This window comes from Escherichia sp. KCJ4928 (assembly GCF_004352695.1).
In the GTDB taxonomy this organism is placed as follows: domain Bacteria; phylum Pseudomonadota; class Gammaproteobacteria; order Enterobacterales; family Enterobacteriaceae; genus ECMA0423.
Window position 1 is genome coordinate 17,326 of sequence record NZ_SJWV01000006.1, and the last position, 18,035, is coordinate 35,360.

The following is an 18,035-nucleotide window of genomic DNA, read 5'->3' on the forward strand; positions in this document are numbered from 1 at the left end:
TTGTTTTCCCCCTCGCCCCTTTGGGGAGAGGGCCGGGGTGAGGGGAAACGACCTCTCAGGAGTCAACATGTTAGAAGATCTCAAACGCCAGGTATTAGAAGCCAACCTGGCGCTGCCAAAACACAACCTGGTCACGCTCACATGGGGCAACGTCAGCGCCGTTGATCGCGAGCGCGGCGTCTTTGTGATCAAACCTTCCGGCGTCGATTACAGCGTCATGACCGCTGACGATATGGTCGTGGTTAGCATCGAAACCGGTGAAGTGGTTGAAGGTACGAAAAAGCCCTCCTCCGACACGCCAACTCACCGGCTGCTCTATCAGGCATTCCCCTCCATTGGCGGCATTGTGCATACGCACTCGCGCCACGCCACCATCTGGGCGCAGGCGGGTCAGTCGATTCCAGCAACCGGCACCACCCACGCCGACTATTTCTACGGCACCATTCCCTGCACCCGCAAAATGACCGACGCAGAAATCAACGGCGAATATGAGTGGGAAACCGGTAACGTCATCGTAGAAACCTTTGAAAAACAGGGTATCGATGCAGCGCAAATGCCCGGCGTTCTGGTCCATTCCCACGGCCCGTTTGCATGGGGCAAAAATGCCGAAGATGCGGTGCATAACGCCATCGTGCTGGAAGAGGTCGCTTATATGGGGATATTCTGCCGTCAGTTAGCGCCGCAGTTACCGGATATGCAGCAAACGCTGCTGGATAAACACTATCTGCGTAAGCATGGCGCGAAGGCATATTACGGGCAGTAATGACTGTATAAAACCACAGCCAATCAAACGAAACCAGGCTATACTCAAGCCTGGTTTTTTGATGGATTTTCAGCGTGGCGCAGGCAGGTTTTATCTTAACCCGACACTGGCGGGACACCCCGCAAGGGACAGAAGTCTCCTTCTGGCTGGCGACGGACAACGGGCCGTTGCAGGTTACGCTTGCACCGCAAGAGTCCGTGGCGTTTATTCCCGCCGATCAGGTTCCCCGCGCTCAGCATATTTTGCAGGGTGAACAAGGCTTTCGCCTGACACCGCTGGCGTTAAAGGATTTTCACCGCCAGCCGGTGTATGGCCTTTACTGTCGCGCCCATCGCCAATTGATGAATTACGAAAAGCGCCTGCGTGAAGGTGGCGTTACCGTCTACGAGGCCGATGTGCGCCCGCCAGAACGCTATCTGATGGAGCGGTTTATCACCTCACCGGTGTGGGTCGAGGGTGATATGCACAATGGCACTATCGTTAATGCCCGTCTGAAACCGCATCCCGACTATCGTCCGCCGCTCAAGTGGGTTTCTATAGATATTGAAACCACCCGCCACGGTGAGCTGTACTGCATCGGCCTGGAAGGCTGCGGGCAGCGCATCGTTTATATGCTGGGGCCGGAGAATGGCGACGCCTCCTCGCTTGATTTCGAACTGGAATACGTCGCCAGCCGCCCGCAGTTGCTGGAAAAACTCAACGCCTGGTTTGCCAACTACGATCCTGATGTGATCATCGGTTGGAACATGGTGCAGTTCGATCTGCGAATGCTGCAAAAACATGCCGAGCGTTACCGTCTTCCGCTGCGTCTTGGGCGCGATAATAGCGAGCTGGAGTGGCGCGAGCACGGCTTTAAAAACGGCGTCTTTTTTGCCCAGGCTAAAGGTCGGCTAATTATCGACGGTATCGAGGCGCTGAAATCCGCGTTCTGGAATTTCTCTTCATTCTCGCTGGAAACTGTCGCTCAGGAGCTATTAGGCGAAGGAAAATCTATCGATAACCCGTGGGATCGAATGGACGAAATTGACCGCCGTTTCGCCGAAGATAAACCTGCGCTGGCAACTTATAACCTGAAAGATTGCGAGCTGGTGACGCAGATCTTCCACAAAACTGAAATCATGCCATTTTTACTCGAACGAGCAACGGTGAACGGCCTGCCGGTGGATCGGCACGGCGGTTCGGTGGCAGCGTTTGGTCATCTCTATTTTCCGCGAATGCATCGCGCTGGTTATGTCGCGCCTAATCTCGGCGAAGTGCCACCGCACGCCAGCCCTGGCGGCTACGTGATGGATTCACGGCCAGGGCTTTATGATTCAGTGCTGGTGCTGGACTATAAAAGCCTGTACCCGTCGATCATCCGCACCTTTCTGATTGATCCCGTCGGGCTGGTTGAAGGCATGGCGCAACCTGATCCAGAGCACAGTACCGAAGGTTTTCTCGATGCCTGGTTCTCACGGGAGAAACATTGCCTGCCGGAGATTGTGACTAACATCTGGCACGGGCGCGATGAAGCCAAACGTCAGGGTAATAAGCCGCTTTCGCAGGCGCTGAAGATCATTATGAATGCCTTTTATGGCGTGCTCGGCACCACCGCCTGCCGCTTCTTCGATCCGCGCCTGGCATCGTCGATCACCATGCGTGGTCATCAGATCATGCGGCAAACCAAAGCATTGATTGAAACGCAGGGCTACGACGTTATCTACGGAGATACCGACTCGACTTTTGTCTGGCTAAAAGGTGCACATTCGGAAGAAGAGGCGGCGAAAATCGGTCGTGCACTGGTGCAGCACGTTAACGCCTGGTGGGCGGAAACGCTGCAAAAACAACGGCTGACCAGCGCATTAGAACTGGAGTATGAAACTCATTTCTGCCGTTTTCTTATGCCAACCATTCGCGGAGCTGATACCGGCAGTAAAAAGCGCTACGCCGGGCTGATTCAGGAGGGCGACAAGCAGCGGATGGTGTTTAAAGGACTGGAAACCGTGCGCACCGACTGGACGCCGCTGGCCCAGCAGTTTCAGCAGGAGCTGTACCTGCGTATCTTCCGCAACGAGCCATATCAGGAGTACGTCCGCCAAACCATCGACAAACTGATGGCGGGTGAACTGGATGCGCGGCTGGTTTACCGTAAACGCCTTCGCCGTCCGCTGAGCGAATATCAGCGTAATGTTCCGCCTCATGTACGCGCCGCTCGCCTTGCCGATGAAGAAAATCAAAAGCGCGGTCGCCCCTTGCAATATCAGAATCGCGGCACCATTAAGTACGTATGGACCACCAACGGCCCGGAGCCGCTGGACTACCAACGTTCGCCACTGGATTACGAACACTATCTGACCCGCCAGCTACAACCCGTGGCGGAGGGAATACTCCCTTTTATTGAGGATAATTTTGCTACACTTATGACCGGGCAACTTGGGCTATTTTGAGCAAAAAAAAGAGTTCGCCAGATACCATTTTGATGCGTGACGAATGCTTTGCCATCCAGTACCATAGCGCCCTTTCCATTCCTGGACCTGAATAACACCACTACCTCATAAGCACGGTAGCGGGTGGTTATTGCCTGCAATTAAAGATATAGAGCCGAACACATATGCCTTTTACACTTGGTCAACGCTGGATCAGCGATACAGAAAGCGAATTGGGACTTGGAACCGTTGTCGCGGTGGATGCGCGAACTGTCACTTTACTTTTCCCATCTACTGGTGAAAACCGTCTGTACGCACGCAGTGATTCCCCCGTGACCCGCGTGATGTTCAACCCTGGTGATACTATTACCAGCCATGACGGCTGGCAGATGCAAGTCGAAGAAGTAAAAGAAGAAAATGGCTTGCTGACCTATATCGGTACTCGCCTGGATACTGAAGAGTCCGGCGTAGCCCTGCGTGAAGTTTTCCTTGATAGCAAACTGGTGTTCAGCAAACCGCAGGACCGTCTGTTTGCCGGGCAGATTGACCGTATGGACCGCTTTGCGCTGCGTTATCGCGCGCGTAAGTATTCCAGCGAACAGTTCCGTATGCCGTACAGCGGCCTGCGCGGTCAGCGTACCAGCCTGATTCCGCATCAGCTCAACATCGCTCATGATGTTGGTCGCCGCCACGCGCCGCGCGTCCTGCTGGCTGACGAAGTGGGTTTAGGGAAAACCATTGAAGCCGGGATGATCCTGCATCAGCAACTGCTCTCTGGCGCTGCTGAACGTGTGCTAATTATCGTCCCGGAAACCTTACAGCATCAGTGGCTGGTAGAAATGCTGCGCCGTTTCAACCTGCGCTTTGCGCTATTTGATGATGAGCGTTATGCCGAAGCTCAGCACGATGCTTACAACCCGTTCGACACCGAACAGCTGGTGATTTGCTCGCTGGATTTTGCCCGTCGTAGCAAACAGCGCCTGGAACATCTCTGTGAAGCCGAATGGGACCTGCTGGTGGTCGATGAAGCGCATCACCTGGTGTGGAGCGAAGATGCGCCAAGCCGTGAATATCAGGCCATTGAACAACTGGCAGAGCACGTGCCGGGCGTTCTGCTGCTGACCGCGACCCCGGAACAGCTGGGGATGGAAAGCCACTTCGCCCGTCTGCGTCTGCTGGACCCGAACCGTTTCCACGATTTTGCGCAGTTCGTTGAAGAGCAGAAAAATTATCGTCCGGTTGCGGACGCCGTTGCCATGCTGCTGGCAGGTAACAAACTGAGCAATGACGAACTGAACATGCTCGGCGAGATGATCGGCGAGCAGGATATCGAGCCGCTGTTGCAGGCAGCAAACAGCGACAGCGAAGATGCCCAGAGCGCCCGTCAGGAGCTGGTTTCGATGCTGATGGATCGCCACGGCACCAGCCGCGTGCTGTTCCGTAACACGCGTAACGGTGTGAAAGGATTCCCGAAACGCGAGCTGCACACCATTAAACTGCCGCTACCGACGCAGTATCAGACGGCTATTAAAGTCTCCGGCATTATGGGCGCACGTAAAAGTGCGGAAGATCGTGCTCGCGATATGCTCTACCCGGAGCGTATTTATCAGGAATTTGAAGGTGATAACGCCACCTGGTGGAACTTCGATCCGCGCGTTGAGTGGCTGATGGGCTACCTGACCAGCCATCGCTCTCAGAAAGTGCTGGTGATCTGCGCCAAAGCTGCCACTGCGCTGCAACTGGAGCAGGTACTGCGCGAACGTGAAGGTATTCGCGCTGCGGTGTTCCACGAAGGTATGTCGATTATCGAACGTGACCGCGCTGCCGCCTGGTTTGCCGAAGAAGACACCGGCGCACAGGTACTGCTGTGCTCAGAAATCGGTTCTGAAGGACGTAACTTCCAGTTCGCCAGCCACATGGTGATGTTTGACCTGCCATTCAACCCGGATCTACTGGAGCAGCGTATTGGTCGTCTGGATCGTATCGGCCAGGCGCACGATATTCAGATCCATGTGCCTTATCTGGAGAAAACCGCTCAGTCGGTGCTGGTGCGCTGGTATCACGAAGGTCTGGATGCATTTGAGCACACCTGCCCGACCGGACGCACTATTTACGATAGCGTATACAACGATCTGATTAACTATCTGGCTTCACCGGATCAAACCGAAGGCTTTGACGATCTGATCAAAAACTGCCGCGAGCAACATGAAGCGCTGAAAGCACAACTGGAACAGGGGCGTGATCGCCTGCTGGAAATCCACTCCAACGGTGGCGAAAAAGCCCAGGCACTGGCAGAAAGCATTGAAGAGCAGGATGACGATACCAACCTGATCGCCTTCGCCATGAACCTGTTCGATATTATCGGTATCAATCAGGACGATCGCGGCGACAACATGATCGTGCTGACCCCGTCCGATCATATGCTGGTGCCGGACTTCCCTGGCCTGTCGGAAGATGGCATCACCATCACCTTTGATCGTGAAGTGGCACTGGCGCGTGAAGATGCACAGTTTATTACCTGGGAGCATCCGCTGATCCGCAACGGTCTGGATCTGATTCTTTCTGGCGATACCGGTAGCAGCACGATTTCACTGTTAAAAAACAAAGCGTTGCCGGTAGGTACGCTGTTGGTGGAACTGATTTATGTGGTTGAAGCCCAGGCTCCGAAGCAGTTGCAGCTCAACCGCTTCCTGCCACCGACGCCGGTACGTATGCTGCTGGATAAAAACGGCAACAACCTGGCGGCGCAGGTAGAGTTTGAAACCTTTAACCGCCAGCTTAACGCGGTTAACCGTCACACCGGCAGCAAACTGGTTAACGCCGTGCAGCAGGATGTTCACGCTATCCTTCAACTGGGTGAAGCGCAGATCGAGAAATCTGCCCGTGCATTGATTGATGCAGCGCGTAACGAAGCCGACGAAAAACTGTCTGCCGAGCTGTCTCGTCTGGAAGCTCTGCGTGCAGTGAACCCGAACATTCGTGACGACGAACTGACCGCCATTGAGAGCAACCGTCAGCAGGTAATGGAAAGCCTGGATCAGGCAGGTTGGCGTCTGGATGCCCTGCGTTTGATCGTTGTAACGCATCAGTAACGGAGCCGAAAATGGGGATGGAAAACTACAATCCACCGCAGGAACCCTGGTTGGTTATCCTGTATCAGGATGACCATATTATGGTGGTCAACAAGCCGAGCGGTTTGTTGTCGGTGCCGGGTCGTCTGGAAGAGCACAAAGACAGCGTGATGACGCGCATTCAGCGTGATTATCCGCAGGCAGAATCGGTGCATCGTCTGGATATGGCTACCAGCGGCGTGATTGTAGTGGCGCTGACCAAAGCCGCGGAGCGGGAGTTAAAACGCCAGTTCCGCGAGCGCGAGCCGAAAAAGCAGTATGTGGCCCGCGTCTGGGGGCATCCATCCCCCGCAGAAGGTCTGGTGGATCTGCCGCTGATTTGCGACTGGCCAAACCGCCCGAAACAGAAAGTCTGTTACGAAACGGGTAAACCTGCGCAGACGGAATATGAAGTGGTGGAGTATGCGGCGGATAACACGGCAAGAGTGGTGTTAAAACCGATTACCGGGCGTTCGCATCAATTGCGTGTGCATATGCTGGCGCTGGGGCATCCGATTCTCGGCGATCGTTTTTATGCATCACCAGAAGCGAGAGCGATGGCACCGCGTTTGTTGCTACATGCAGAGATGTTGACGATTACCCATCCGGCGTATGGCAATAGTATGACGTTTAAAGCGCCAGCGGATTTTTAATCGTCACGCTGGCGCAGTTCGGTAGGCGGATAAGGCGTTCACGCCGCATCCGGCAATTGTGCGCCGATTGCCTGATGCGACGCGGGCCGCGTCTTATCAGGCCTACAGTTTAAAACTTATTTAAACCCTTTCTGCTGCTTTATCAGCTCATATGCCTGCTGAATTTCCTGCGCTTTCTGCTTCGCCATCTCCATCATCTCAGGCGGCAAACCTTTCGCCACCAGCTTATCGGGATGGTGTTCACTCATCAGCTTACGGTAGGCACGTTTGATGGTGGTCGCATCATCCGTCGGCTTCACGCCCAGCACATTACAGGCATCTTCCAGCGTCGGGCCACGCTGCGCTTGCTGCCAGTTACCACCGCCAGATTGCTGCTGATAACCGCCGCCAAACTGTGCACCGCCCTGCATCATGCGCAAAAACTGGTCAAACTGGGCGCGGGAGATCCCTAATTCTTCAGCAATAACATACAGCACCGCCCGTTCATTCGGGTGCAGTGAACCATCAGCAAACGCCGCCTGAATCTGGATCTCCAGAAACATACGAATTAAGTCAAAACGACCAAAGCAGACACTGCGAAACTGGCGCATCTTTTCGCGCAGCGGGTAATTGTCTGATTTTCCCACCCGGAACGCATTTTGCGCCGCAGTACGGGAAGCGCCATGAAGATTCATTCGGTCCATCAACTGGCTGGCGATATGAATATCAGCCTCCGTGACGCGACCTTTGGATTTGGTTAAATGCCCCATCACTTCAAAAGTGGTGGCAAAAAACAGCGCCTGACGCTCACGCTGGTTGGCGAACCACGCCATTTTACGGCTACGGGCTTTATCAAACATATGGCCAATTAACAGGCCTAACACTACGCCCCAAAAGCCGCCGCCCATCAGTAAGGCCACGGCCACGCCAATGATTTTTCCCCAATACTGCATATATTCCCCAAATCGACACACGGATATCAGGGCTATCTCCCACAATATAAAGGTGCTTTTACCGTTTTCCGGCTGCGGTCAATTGTGGGACATCGCCTATAATTTGCATTATCATACCTGTCATTCAATGCCGTGCCTAACACCACTGACGCTATTCGGACAGGATTAACACTAGCGTAGAGATGACGAGTACGTTAGTCTCTGACCGTTTGTCACGCGCAACGTTACCGATGATGGAACAATAAAATCAACGTATGAAAAAACGTATCCCCACTCTCCTGGCCACCATGATTGCCACCGCCCTTTATAGTCAACAGGGACTGGCAGCCGACCTCGCCTCACAGTGCATGTTGGGCGTGCCAAGCTATGACCGTCCTCTGGTACAGGGCGATACCAATGACTTACCCGTGACTATCAATGCTGACCACGCGAAAGGGGACTACCCGGATGACGCCGTGTTTACTGGCAGCGTGGATATCATGCAGGGTAACAGCCGTCTGCAGGCCGACGAAGTGCAGCTCCATCAAAAAGAGGCACCAGGACAACCGGAGCCGGTACGTACCGTTGATGCGCTCGGTAATGTCCATTACGACGATAACCAGGTGATCCTCAAAGGGCCGAAAGGCTGGGCGAATCTGAACACCAAAGATACCAACGTCTGGGAAGGTGATTACCAGATGGTGGGTCGCCAGGGTCGCGGTAAAGCGGACCTGATGAAACAACGTGGCGAAAACCGCTATACCATTCTGGATAACGGTAGCTTTACCTCTTGTCTGCCGGGTTCTGACACCTGGAGCGTGGTAGGTAGCGAAATTATTCATGACCGCGAAGAACAAGTTGCGGAGATCTGGAACGCCCGCTTTAAGGTGGGTCCGGTACCGATCTTTTATAGCCCCTATTTGCAGTTGCCGGTGGGTGACAAACGTCGCTCTGGTTTCTTGATCCCGAACGCCAAGTACACCACCACCAACTACTTTGAGTTCTACCTGCCATATTACTGGAACATCGCGCCAAATATGGATGCCACCATCACGCCGCATTATATGCATCGTCGTGGCAACATCATGTGGGAGAACGAATTCCGCTACCTCTCCCAAGCGGGCGCTGGCTTGATGGAACTGGACTATCTGCCTTCAGATAAAGTCTATGAAGATGAACACCCGAACGATGACAGTTCACGTCGTTGGTTATTCTACTGGAACCACTCCGGGGTCATGGATCAGGTGTGGCGTTTCAACGTCGACTACACCAAGGTCAGCGATCCTAGCTACTTCAATGATTTCGATAACAAGTACGGTTCCAGTACTGACGGCTACGCAACGCAAAAATTCAGCGTTGGCTATGCGGTGCAAAACTTCAATGCCACCGTTTCAACCAAGCAGTTCCAGGTTTTCAGCGAACAGAACACCAGTAGCTACTCGGCAGAGCCGCAGTTAGACGTTAATTACTACCAGAATGATGTTGGTCCGTTTGATACGCGTATTTACGGCCAGGCAGTGCACTTTGTTAACACCAGAGACGACATGCCTGAAGCAACCCGTGTTCACCTGGAACCGACCATCAATTTGCCGCTCTCTAATAACTGGGGCAGCATCAATACCGAAGCGAAGTTGCTGGCAACCCATTATCAGCAAACCAATCTTGACTGGTATAACTCCAGAAACACGACCAAGCTGGACGAATCCGTTAACCGCGTAATGCCGCAATTCAAAGTTGACGGCAAAATGGTCTTTGAACGCGATATGGAAATGCTGGCTCCGGGTTATACCCAAACGCTGGAACCGCGCGCGCAGTATTTGTACGTGCCGTATCGCGATCAGAGCGACATCTATAACTACGACTCGTCTCTGCTGCAATCTGACTACTCTGGCCTGTTCCGGGACCGGACTTACGGCGGTCTTGACCGTATTGCCTCCGCTAACCAGGTGACGACCGGTGTCACATCTCGCATATATGATGATGCTGCCGTTGAACGTTTTAATATTTCCGTTGGTCAAATCTACTATTTCACGGAGTCTCGCACTGGCGATGACAACATAACATGGGAGAATGACGACAAAACGGGTTCACTGGTGTGGGCAGGCGATACTTACTGGCGTATCTCCGAGCGTTGGGGATTGCGTGGCGGGATTCAGTACGATACACGTCTGGATAACGTAGCGACCAGTAACTCCAGCATTGAATACCGTCGGGATGAAGACCGTCTGGTACAGCTGAATTACCGTTACGCCAGCCCGGAATATATTCAGGCTACGCTGCCTAAGTACTATTCCACTGCTGAGCAATATAAGAATGGTATTTCGCAGGTAGGTGCTGTCGCCAGCTGGCCAATTGCCGATCGTTGGTCCATTGTTGGGGCCTACTACTACGACACCAATGCGAACAAGCAAGCCGACTCTATGTTAGGTGTGCAATACAGCTCCTGCTGCTATGCAATTCGCGTCGGTTACGAGCGGAAGCTGAACGGTTGGGATAACGATAAACAACATGCGGTATATGACAATGCAATCGGCTTTAACATCGAACTTCGCGGCCTGAGCTCCAACTACGGTCTGGGTACGCAAGAGATGCTGCGTTCGAACATTCTGCCGTATCAAAACACTTTGTGATTTGTTGATTTACCACGTAATCCGCAGTGCGGTTAATTGAAATGGAAAAAGTATGAAGAACTGGAAAACGCTGCTTCTCGGTATCGCCATGATCGCGAATACCAGTTTCGCTGCCCCCCAGGTAGTCGATAAAGTCGCAGCCGTCGTCAATAACGGCGTCGTGCTGGAAAGCGACGTTGATGGATTAATGCAGTCGGTAAAACTGAACGCTGCTCAGGCAAGGCAGCAACTTCCTGATGACGCGACGCTGCGCCACCAAATCATGGAACGTTTGATCATGGATCAAATCATCCTGCAGATGGGGCAGAAAATGGGAGTGAAAATCTCCGATGAGCAGCTGGATCAGGCGATTGCTAACATCGCGAAACAGAACAACATGACGCTGGATCAGATGCGCAGCCGTCTGGCTTACGATGGACTGAACTACAACACCTATCGTAACCAGATCCGCAAAGAGATGATTATCTCTGAAGTGCGTAACAACGAGGTGCGTCGTCGCATCACCATCCTGCCGCAGGAAGTCGAATCCCTGGCGCAGCAGGTGGGTAACCAAAACGACGCCAGCACTGAGCTGAACCTGAGCCACATCCTGATCCCGCTGCCGGAAAACCCGACCTCTGATCAGGTGAACGAAGCGGAAAGCCAGGCGCGCGCCATTGTCGATCAGGCGCGTAACGGCGCTGATTTCGGTAAGCTGGCGATTGCTCATTCTGCCGACCAGCAGGCGCTGAACGGCGGCCAGATGGGCTGGGGCCGTATTCAGGAGTTGCCCGGGATCTTCGCCCAGGCATTAAGCACCGCGAAGAAAGGCGACATTGTTGGCCCGATTCGTTCCGGCGTTGGCTTCCATATTCTGAAAGTTAACGACCTGCGCGGCGAAAGCAAAAATATCTCGGTGACCGAAGTTCATGCTCGCCATATTCTGCTGAAACCGTCGCCGATCATGACTGACGAACAGGCCCGTGTGAAACTGGAACAGATTGCTGCTGATATCAAGAGTGGTAAAACGACTTTTGCTGCCGCAGCGAAAGAGTTCTCTCAGGATCCAGGTTCTGCTAACCAGGGCGGCGATCTCGGCTGGGCTACACCAGATATTTTCGATCCGGCCTTCCGTGACGCCCTGACTCGCCTGAACAAAGGTCAAATGAGTGCACCGGTTCACTCTTCATTCGGCTGGCATTTAATCGAACTGCTGGATACCCGTAATGTCGATAAAACCGACGCTGCGCAGAAAGATCGTGCATACCGCATGCTGATGAACCGTAAGTTCTCGGAAGAAGCAGCAAGCTGGATGCAGGAACAACGTGCCAGCGCCTACGTTAAAATCCTGAGCAACTAATGGTTAAAACCCAACGTGTTGTGATCACTCCCGGCGAGCCCGCCGGGATTGGCCCGGACTTAGTTGTCCAGCTTGCACAGCGTGAGTGGCCGGTCGAACTGGTTATTTGTGCCGATGCCACTCTCCTTACCGACCGGGCAGCGATGCTCGGTTTGCCGCTCACCCTCCGCCCTTATTCCCCCAACTCCCCTGCACAACCGCAAACTACGGGCACATTAACGCTACTTCCTGTCGCGCTACGTGAATCTGTCACTGCGGGGCAGTTAGGGGTTGAAAATGGGCATTACGTGGTGGAGACGCTGGCGCGAGCGTGTGATGGCTGTCTGAACGGTGAATTTGCTGCGCTGATCACAGGCCCCGTGCATAAAGGCGTCATTAACGACGCAGGCATTCCGTTTACCGGTCATACCGAGTTTTTCGAAGAGCGTTCGCGGGCGAAAAAGGTGGTGATGATGCTGGCGACCGAAGAACTTCGCGTGGCGCTGGCAACGACGCATTTACCGCTGCGCGATATCGCAGACGCTATCACCCCTGCACTGTTGCACGAAGTGATTGCTATTTTGCATCACGATTTACGGACCAAATTTGGTATTGCCGAACCGCGCATTCTGGTCTGCGGGCTGAATCCGCACGCAGGCGAAGGCGGTCATATGGGTACGGAAGAGATAGACACCATTATTCCGGTGCTCAATGAGCTGCGGGCGCAGGGGATGAAACTCAACGGGCCGCTGCCTGCCGATACCCTGTTTCAGCCGAAATATCTCGATAACGCCGACGCCGTGCTGGCGATGTACCACGATCAGGGTCTTCCCGTGCTAAAATACCAGGGCTTCGGGCGCGGTGTGAACATTACGCTGGGCCTGCCCTTTATTCGCACATCAGTGGACCACGGCACCGCGCTTGAACTGGCGGGACGTGGTAAAGCCGATGTCGGCAGTTTTATTACGGCGCTTAATCTCGCCATCAAAATGATTGTTAACACCCAATGAATAATCGAGTCCACCAGGGCCACTTAGCCCGTAAACGCTTCGGGCAAAACTTTCTCAACGATCAGTTCGTGATCGACAGCATTGTTTCTGCCATTAACCCGCAGAAAGGCCAGGCGATGGTCGAAATCGGCCCCGGTCTGGCGGCATTGACCGAACCGGTCGGCGAACGTCTGGACCAGCTGACGGTCATCGAACTTGACCGCGATCTGGCGGCACGTCTGCAAACGCACCCTTTCTTAGGCCCGAAACTGACGATTTATCAGCAGGATGCGATGACCTTTAACTTTGGCGAACTGGCCGAGAAAATGGGTCAGCCGCTGCGTGTTTTCGGCAACCTGCCTTATAACATCTCCACGCCGTTGATGTTCCATCTGTTTAGCTATACTGATGCCATTGCCGACATGCACTTTATGTTGCAAAAAGAGGTGGTGAATCGTCTGGTTGCAGGACCGAACAGCAAAGCGTATGGTCGATTAAGCGTCATGGCGCAATACTATTGCAATGTGATCCCGGTACTGGAAGTACCGCCGTCAGCCTTTACACCACCACCCAAAGTGGATTCCGCCGTCGTGCGCCTGGTTCCTCATGCAACGATGCCTCACCCGGTTAAAGATGTTCGCGTGTTGAGCCGCATCACCACCGAAGCCTTTAACCAGCGTCGTAAAACCATTCGTAACAGCCTCGGCAACCTGTTTAGCGTCGAGGTGTTCACAGGAATGGGGATCGACCCGGCGATGCGAGCGGAAAATATCTCTGTCGCGCAATATTGCCAGATGGCGAACTATCTGGCGGAGAACGCGCCTTTGCAGGAGAGTTAACGATGATCAATTCGCCCCGAGTGTGTATTCAGGTTCAAAGCGTCTACATTGAGGCACAATCTTCACCTGATAATGAACGTTACGTTTTTGCTTATACCGTAACCATACGCAATCTGGGGCGAGCGCCAGTGCAGTTGTTGGGGCGTTACTGGCTGATCACCAATGGCAATGGCCGTGAAACCGAAGTCCAGGGCGAAGGAGTGGTTGGCGTCCAGCCACTTATCGCGCCTGGCGAAGAGTACCAGTACACCAGCGGTGCAATCATTGAAACCCCGCTGGGCACCATGCAGGGTCACTACGAAATGATCGATGAAAATGGCGTCCCTTTCAGCATCGACATTCCCGTATTCCGACTCGCCGTTCCCACACTCATTCATTAAAAGAATATGGCGACATACCTTATTGGCGACGTTCATGGTTGTTACGATGAACTGATCGCATTGCTGCATAAAGTAGAATTTACCCCTGGGAAAGATACCCTCTGGCTGACGGGCGATCTGGTCGCGCGCGGCCCGGGTTCGCTGGATGTTCTGCGCTATGTGAAATCCTTAGGCGACAGCGTACGTCTGGTGCTGGGCAATCACGATCTGCATCTGCTGGCGGTATTTGCCGGGATCAGCCGCAATAAACCGAAAGATCGCCTGACACCGCTGCTGGAAGCGCCGGATGCCGACGAGCTGCTTAACTGGCTGCGTCGCCAGCCTCTGCTGCAAATCGACGAAGAGAAAAAGTTGGTGATGGCCCACGCAGGGATCACGCCGCAGTGGGATCTGCAGACCGCCAAAGAGTGCGCACGCGATGTAGAAGCGGTGCTGTCGAGCGACTCCTATCCCTTCTTCCTTGATGCCATGTACGGCGATATGCCAAATAACTGGTCACCGGAATTGCGGGGGCTGGGAAGACTGCGTTTTATCACCAACGCCTTTACCCGTATGCGTTTTTGCTTTCCAAACGGTCAACTGGATATGTACAGCAAAGAATCGCCGGAAGAAGCCCCTGCCCCACTGATACCGTGGTTTGCGATTCCTGGCCCTGTCGCTGAAGAATACAGCATCGCCTTTGGTCACTGGGCATCGCTGGAGGGCAAAGGTACGCCGGAAGGTATATACGCGCTGGATACCGGCTGCTGCTGGGGTGGTACATTAACCTGCCTGCGCTGGGAAGATAAACAGTATTTTGTCCAGCCGTCGAACCGGCATAAGGATTTGGGCGAAGCGGCGGCGTCTTAAACACAGCCTGATATAGGAAGGCCGGATAAGACGCGACCGGCGTCGCATCCGGCACTAGCCGTAAATTCTATACAAAATTACCGCCGCTCCAGAATCTCAAAGCAATAGCTGTGAGAGTTCTGCGCATCAGCATCGTGGAATTCGCTGAATACCGATTCCCAGTCATCCGGCTCGTAATCCGGGAAATGGGTGTCGCCTTCCACTTCTGCGTCGATATGCGTCAGATACAGTTTCTGCGCTTTTGGCAGGAACTGCTCATAAACGCGACCGCCGCCAATCACCATGATTTCTGGTACGTCACCACACGCCGCGATGGCTTCATCCACCGATTTCACCCACGTTACGCGATCGTCCGTACCCGGTTGACTGCTGAGGATAATATTTTTGCGTCCTGGCAACGGACGACCGATGGATTCCCAGGTATGGCGGCCCATAATCACGGGTTTATTTAAGGTGTTGCGTTTAAACCAGGCGAGATCGGCAGGCAGGTTCCACGGCATGGCGTTTTCCATGCCGATAACACGATCTACCGCTAACGCCGCAATCAGACTAATCATTGATTTATCCTGGATATAAAAAATTGTCGCCACTATACGTAAAGCATAAACCGTCGTCGACTGGCGCAAGGATGATGTTGAGTAAAATTTTACGTTCTGCTGGCGAGTCCACGCTCTCCCACTGGACTCGCCACATTACAATGAAACAAAAACAAACAGTTAGCTGTAAAGTGTGATTTACGTCACTCTTTATTAGGATGAGGGTTTCGTTTCCGGTTCATCCGCCATGTTGCCGGTATGTTTCCCTTCTTCGGTTCCCTGCCAGCCATGTCGTTGAATTAATGACAGATGTTCGCGGTCTTCGGTAATGATCTCACTTAACATCGCGCTGGTGCGTTTATAGACCGCTGCGCGGGCTTTGGTGTCGTTCTCAACCATTGCCATCTCTTCCACCATCTGAATATTAAAGCGGCGGAACACATCGGCACGTTCTCGCGCTTCATACGGCCCCAGACCTAAACTTTCCAGTGCCAGACGCCCGGTTTTCAGCGCACCTTCGAAGGTTTCACGCTCCGGCTTTTCAACGCCTGCCTGACGCAAACGAATGTAGTGGTCGACATCGCGGGCGCGGGCAATAATCTGCAAATGCGGGAAATGTTCTTTCACCATCTCCGTCAGTTGCAGGTTGGTTTGCGGATCATCAATAGCATTAATCAGCACTTCCGCTTTCGCCGCTCCGGCAGATTCCAGTAAATCCATCCGCGTTGCATCGCCATAAAACACTTTCATACCAAATTTACGCAGCGTTTCGATATGGTCCGGATCGTGATCGAGCACCACCATTTTCACCCCGCTGGAGAGCAGTAAACGTCCGGTAATCTGCCCAAAACGACCGAATCCGGCGATAATCACGCGCGGCTGTTCTTCATCGATCTCATCGGCTTCACGCGCTTCTTCAGTAGAAGATTGCTCAAGGCGATTGAGGATCACCAGCAGAATCGGCGTTGCCGCCATCGACAACGCCACCGCCAGAGTCAGCGATTTCGCCCACTCCGGCTCCAGCACATTCGCCATTTGCGCCGCACCAAATACCACAAAGGCAAACTCACTGCCCTGCCCTAACAGCACCGCAAACCAGCGACGCTGTTTATTTGGCACCTGCAACGGTCGGGCAATCAGCCACAGCATGGCGATTTTGATGATGAGGAAACCGAGCAGCAAAATGACAATGCGCAATGGGTTTTCAAGCAGCGTGCCAAAGTCTATCGACATGCCAACACCGATGAAAAACAGCCCCAGCAGCAAACCTTTAAATGGTTCGATATCACTCTCCAGCGCATGACGGTATTCCGAGCTTGCCAGCAGTACGCCCGCCAGAAACGCGCCCATCGCCATCGACAAGCCGACCTCTTCCAGCAGCAAACCAAAGCCAAACACGAGGAATAACGCCACGGCACTAAACACTTCCCGCAAGCCAGAGCGGGCAACAAAACGCAGCGCCGGACGCGTGACATAGCGCCCCAGCAGTACCACCAGCACCAGCGCGCCCGCCACTTTTAACGCCGAGAGAGCAAATGCGCCCATCGTCGTCGAGGCACTGCTCGCTGCCAGTAGCGGGATCATCGCCACCAGCGGGATCGCCGCGATATCCTGGAACAGCAGCACCGCAAAAGCACTGCGGCCCATTTGCGTCACCATCAGATTGCGTTCATTCATCGCCTGCATGGCAATCGCCGTTGATGAGAGCGCCAGCGTCATGCCGATCAATTCCGCGACCTGCCAGCGCAGCCCAAGTAACATACAGAACAGCCCCAGCAGGCCGCCGCAAATCACCATCTGCAATGCGCCACCGCCGAACACTGCCGCACGCAGCTTCCACAGCCTTTGTGGATCGAGTTCGAGGCCGATAATAAACAGCATCAGCACCACGCCAATCTCGGCAAAGTGCAGAATAGATTCGGCATCGGTCACCAGTCGCAGCCCCCACGGGCCAATAATGCAGCCGGCGATCAGGTAGCCAAGTACCGATCCCAGACCAAGACGTACCGCAATGGGTACAATCAGCGCCGCCGAACCGAGGTAGATCAGCGCCTGAACCAGCGTATGGCTATCCATGATGGGCCTCCTGCCATTCCAGCAGACGTTGCTTATAGCGACGCGCCTGCCCTTCGAGGGTTTCGTCGTCACAAATAAAGGTACAGTGCATGGCAAACGGTGGCAGCCAGTTCAGCCCGCAGTAGATTGCCGTCGCCTGTAGCGGCTGCGACAGCACATCAAAACCCGGATGCGCACCAATTTCAAAATGGCTTTCCCCGCCGCCGGTCGTCACCGCCCACAGCAAATGTTTGCCATGCAGCGCCGTGCCGCCATGACCGTAAGCCCAGCCGTGGGAGAAAACTTTATCGATCCAAAGTTTGAGGAGCGGAGGAATGCTGTACCACTGCATCGGGTGCTGCCAGACAATCAGATCGGCGCGAGACAGCGCCTCCTGCTCGGCGGCAATATCGATATTGAAGTCAGGATAGAGTTGATAAAGAGAGCGAATTTCGACGCCTTCCAGCGTCCTTGCCTGTTCAAGCATCCGTTTATTCGCATGGGAATGATGCGGATACGGATGCGCATAAATTATAAGAATCATAGGTAGCCCGCGTGATTACGCCTTTGTTTTCCCACAAAGTGTAGTCATATATT

General features: G+C 53.8%; 14 protein-coding genes. 10 read left to right on the forward strand and 4 right to left on the reverse strand.

Annotated elements, in window-relative coordinates; genetic code table 11:
• Positions 1 to 67 precede the first annotated feature (67 nt).
• The 4 genes from araD to rluA all read left to right on the forward strand — a co-directional run bounded on the left by araD (position 68) and on the right by rluA (position 6,931).
• Positions 68 to 763 carry an L-ribulose-5-phosphate 4-epimerase gene (araD, locus tag E0D98_RS01905; protein ID WP_000888666.1) on the forward strand — a complete coding sequence of 232 codons (696 nt, stop codon included), beginning with the start codon at positions 68 to 70 and terminating at the stop codon, positions 761 to 763.
• A gap of 74 nt (positions 764 to 837) precedes the next feature.
• A complete protein-coding gene (gene polB / locus E0D98_RS01910) occupies positions 838 to 3,189 on the forward strand; it encodes a DNA polymerase II (RefSeq protein WP_131890473.1) in 2,352 nt (783 codons plus the stop codon).
• Positions 3,190 to 3,353: 164 nt separating this feature from the next.
• A complete protein-coding gene (gene rapA / locus E0D98_RS01915) occupies positions 3,354 to 6,260 on the forward strand; it encodes an RNA polymerase-associated protein RapA (protein WP_001117011.1) in 2,907 nt (968 codons plus the stop codon).
• A gap of 11 nt (positions 6,261 to 6,271) precedes the next feature.
• Positions 6,272 to 6,931 (forward strand): bifunctional tRNA pseudouridine(32) synthase/23S rRNA pseudouridine(746) synthase RluA, encoded by a 660-nt coding sequence (rluA, locus tag E0D98_RS01920; RefSeq protein WP_000525176.1) that lies wholly within the window; start codon positions 6,272 to 6,274, stop codon positions 6,929 to 6,931.
• A gap of 116 nt (positions 6,932 to 7,047) precedes the next feature.
• On the opposite strand, the gene djlA is transcribed toward rluA, so the two are convergent.
• Positions 7,048 to 7,863 (reverse strand): co-chaperone DjlA, encoded by an 816-nt coding sequence (gene djlA / locus E0D98_RS01925; protein ID WP_001200573.1) that lies wholly within the window; start codon positions 7,861 to 7,863, stop codon positions 7,048 to 7,050.
• Positions 7,864 to 8,117: 254 nt separating this feature from the next.
• Here djlA and lptD point away from each other — a divergent pair, with 254 nt between their 5' ends.
• Genes lptD through apaH form a run of 6 tightly spaced genes read left to right on the forward strand, consistent with a single transcriptional unit; the run spans position 8,118 to position 14,847 of the window.
• Positions 8,118 to 10,472: an LPS assembly protein LptD gene (gene lptD / locus E0D98_RS01930; RefSeq protein ID WP_000746151.1), complete on the forward strand. Its 2,355-nt coding sequence runs from the start codon at positions 8,118 to 8,120 to the stop codon at positions 10,470 to 10,472.
• Between the two features lie 52 nt (positions 10,473 to 10,524).
• Positions 10,525 to 11,811 carry a peptidylprolyl isomerase SurA gene (gene surA / locus E0D98_RS01935; protein ID WP_000800457.1) on the forward strand — a complete coding sequence of 429 codons (1,287 nt, stop codon included), beginning with the start codon at positions 10,525 to 10,527 and terminating at the stop codon, positions 11,809 to 11,811.
• Entirely contained in the window at positions 11,811 to 12,800 is a 990-nt protein-coding gene (gene pdxA / locus E0D98_RS01940; RefSeq protein ID WP_000241232.1) for a 4-hydroxythreonine-4-phosphate dehydrogenase PdxA, read from the forward strand. Before surA ends, pdxA begins: the two co-directional genes overlap by 1 nt.
• Complete coding sequence (rsmA, locus tag E0D98_RS01945; RefSeq protein WP_001065376.1) at positions 12,797 to 13,618, forward strand: 16S rRNA (adenine(1518)-N(6)/adenine(1519)-N(6))-dimethyltransferase RsmA; 822 nt, start codon at positions 12,797 to 12,799, stop codon at positions 13,616 to 13,618. The genes pdxA and rsmA overlap by 4 nt, the downstream gene beginning before the upstream one ends.
• A gap of 2 nt (positions 13,619 to 13,620) precedes the next feature.
• Positions 13,621 to 13,998 (forward strand): Co2+/Mg2+ efflux protein ApaG, encoded by a 378-nt coding sequence (gene apaG, locus E0D98_RS01950; RefSeq protein ID WP_000610901.1) that lies wholly within the window; start codon positions 13,621 to 13,623, stop codon positions 13,996 to 13,998.
• 6 nt (positions 13,999 to 14,004) lie between these two features.
• The gene (apaH, locus tag E0D98_RS01955) at positions 14,005 to 14,847 is read left to right on the forward strand and encodes a bis(5'-nucleosyl)-tetraphosphatase (symmetrical) ApaH (RefSeq protein ID WP_131890476.1); all 843 of its coding nucleotides are present in this window, start codon (positions 14,005 to 14,007) and stop codon (positions 14,845 to 14,847) included.
• A gap of 77 nt (positions 14,848 to 14,924) precedes the next feature.
• Here apaH and folA read toward each other — a convergent pair whose 3' ends face one another.
• The 3 genes from folA to kefF all read right to left on the reverse strand — a co-directional run bounded on the left by folA (position 14,925) and on the right by kefF (position 17,982).
• Positions 14,925 to 15,404 carry a type 3 dihydrofolate reductase gene (gene folA, locus E0D98_RS01960; RefSeq protein WP_000624375.1) on the reverse strand — a complete coding sequence of 160 codons (480 nt, stop codon included), beginning with the start codon at positions 15,402 to 15,404 and terminating at the stop codon, positions 14,925 to 14,927.
• A gap of 192 nt (positions 15,405 to 15,596) precedes the next feature.
• Complete coding sequence (gene kefC, locus E0D98_RS01965) at positions 15,597 to 17,459, reverse strand: glutathione-regulated potassium-efflux system protein KefC (protein WP_000377191.1); 1,863 nt, start codon at positions 17,457 to 17,459, stop codon at positions 15,597 to 15,599.
• Entirely contained in the window at positions 17,452 to 17,982 is a 531-nt protein-coding gene (kefF, locus tag E0D98_RS01970; RefSeq protein ID WP_000600727.1) for a glutathione-regulated potassium-efflux system oxidoreductase KefF, read from the reverse strand. The genes kefC and kefF overlap by 8 nt, the downstream gene beginning before the upstream one ends.
• Between the last annotated feature and the right edge of the window lie 53 nt (positions 17,983 to 18,035).

Coding starts and splice junctions, on each gene's coding strand:
- araD (WP_000888666.1), top strand. CDS start 68: ATGTTAGAAGATCTCAAACGCCAGGTATTAGAAGCCAACCTGGCGCTG.
- rapA (WP_001117011.1), top strand. CDS start 3,354: ATGCCTTTTACACTTGGTCAACGCTGGATCAGCGATACAGAAAGCGAA.
- rluA (WP_000525176.1), top strand. CDS start 6,272: ATGGGGATGGAAAACTACAATCCACCGCAGGAACCCTGGTTGGTTATC.
- djlA (WP_001200573.1), bottom strand. CDS start 7,863: ATGCAGTATTGGGGAAAAATCATTGGCGTGGCCGTGGCCTTACTGATG.
- lptD (WP_000746151.1), top strand. CDS start 8,118: ATGAAAAAACGTATCCCCACTCTCCTGGCCACCATGATTGCCACCGCC.
- surA (WP_000800457.1), top strand. CDS start 10,525: ATGAAGAACTGGAAAACGCTGCTTCTCGGTATCGCCATGATCGCGAAT.
- pdxA (WP_000241232.1), top strand. CDS start 11,811: ATGGTTAAAACCCAACGTGTTGTGATCACTCCCGGCGAGCCCGCCGGG.
- rsmA (WP_001065376.1), top strand. CDS start 12,797: ATGAATAATCGAGTCCACCAGGGCCACTTAGCCCGTAAACGCTTCGGG.
- apaG (WP_000610901.1), top strand. CDS start 13,621: ATGATCAATTCGCCCCGAGTGTGTATTCAGGTTCAAAGCGTCTACATT.
- apaH (WP_131890476.1), top strand. CDS start 14,005: ATGGCGACATACCTTATTGGCGACGTTCATGGTTGTTACGATGAACTG.
- folA (WP_000624375.1), bottom strand. CDS start 15,404: ATGATTAGTCTGATTGCGGCGTTAGCGGTAGATCGTGTTATCGGCATG.
- kefC (WP_000377191.1), bottom strand. CDS start 17,459: ATGGATAGCCATACGCTGGTTCAGGCGCTGATCTACCTCGGTTCGGCG.
- kefF (WP_000600727.1), bottom strand. CDS start 17,982: ATGATTCTTATAATTTATGCGCATCCGTATCCGCATCATTCCCATGCG.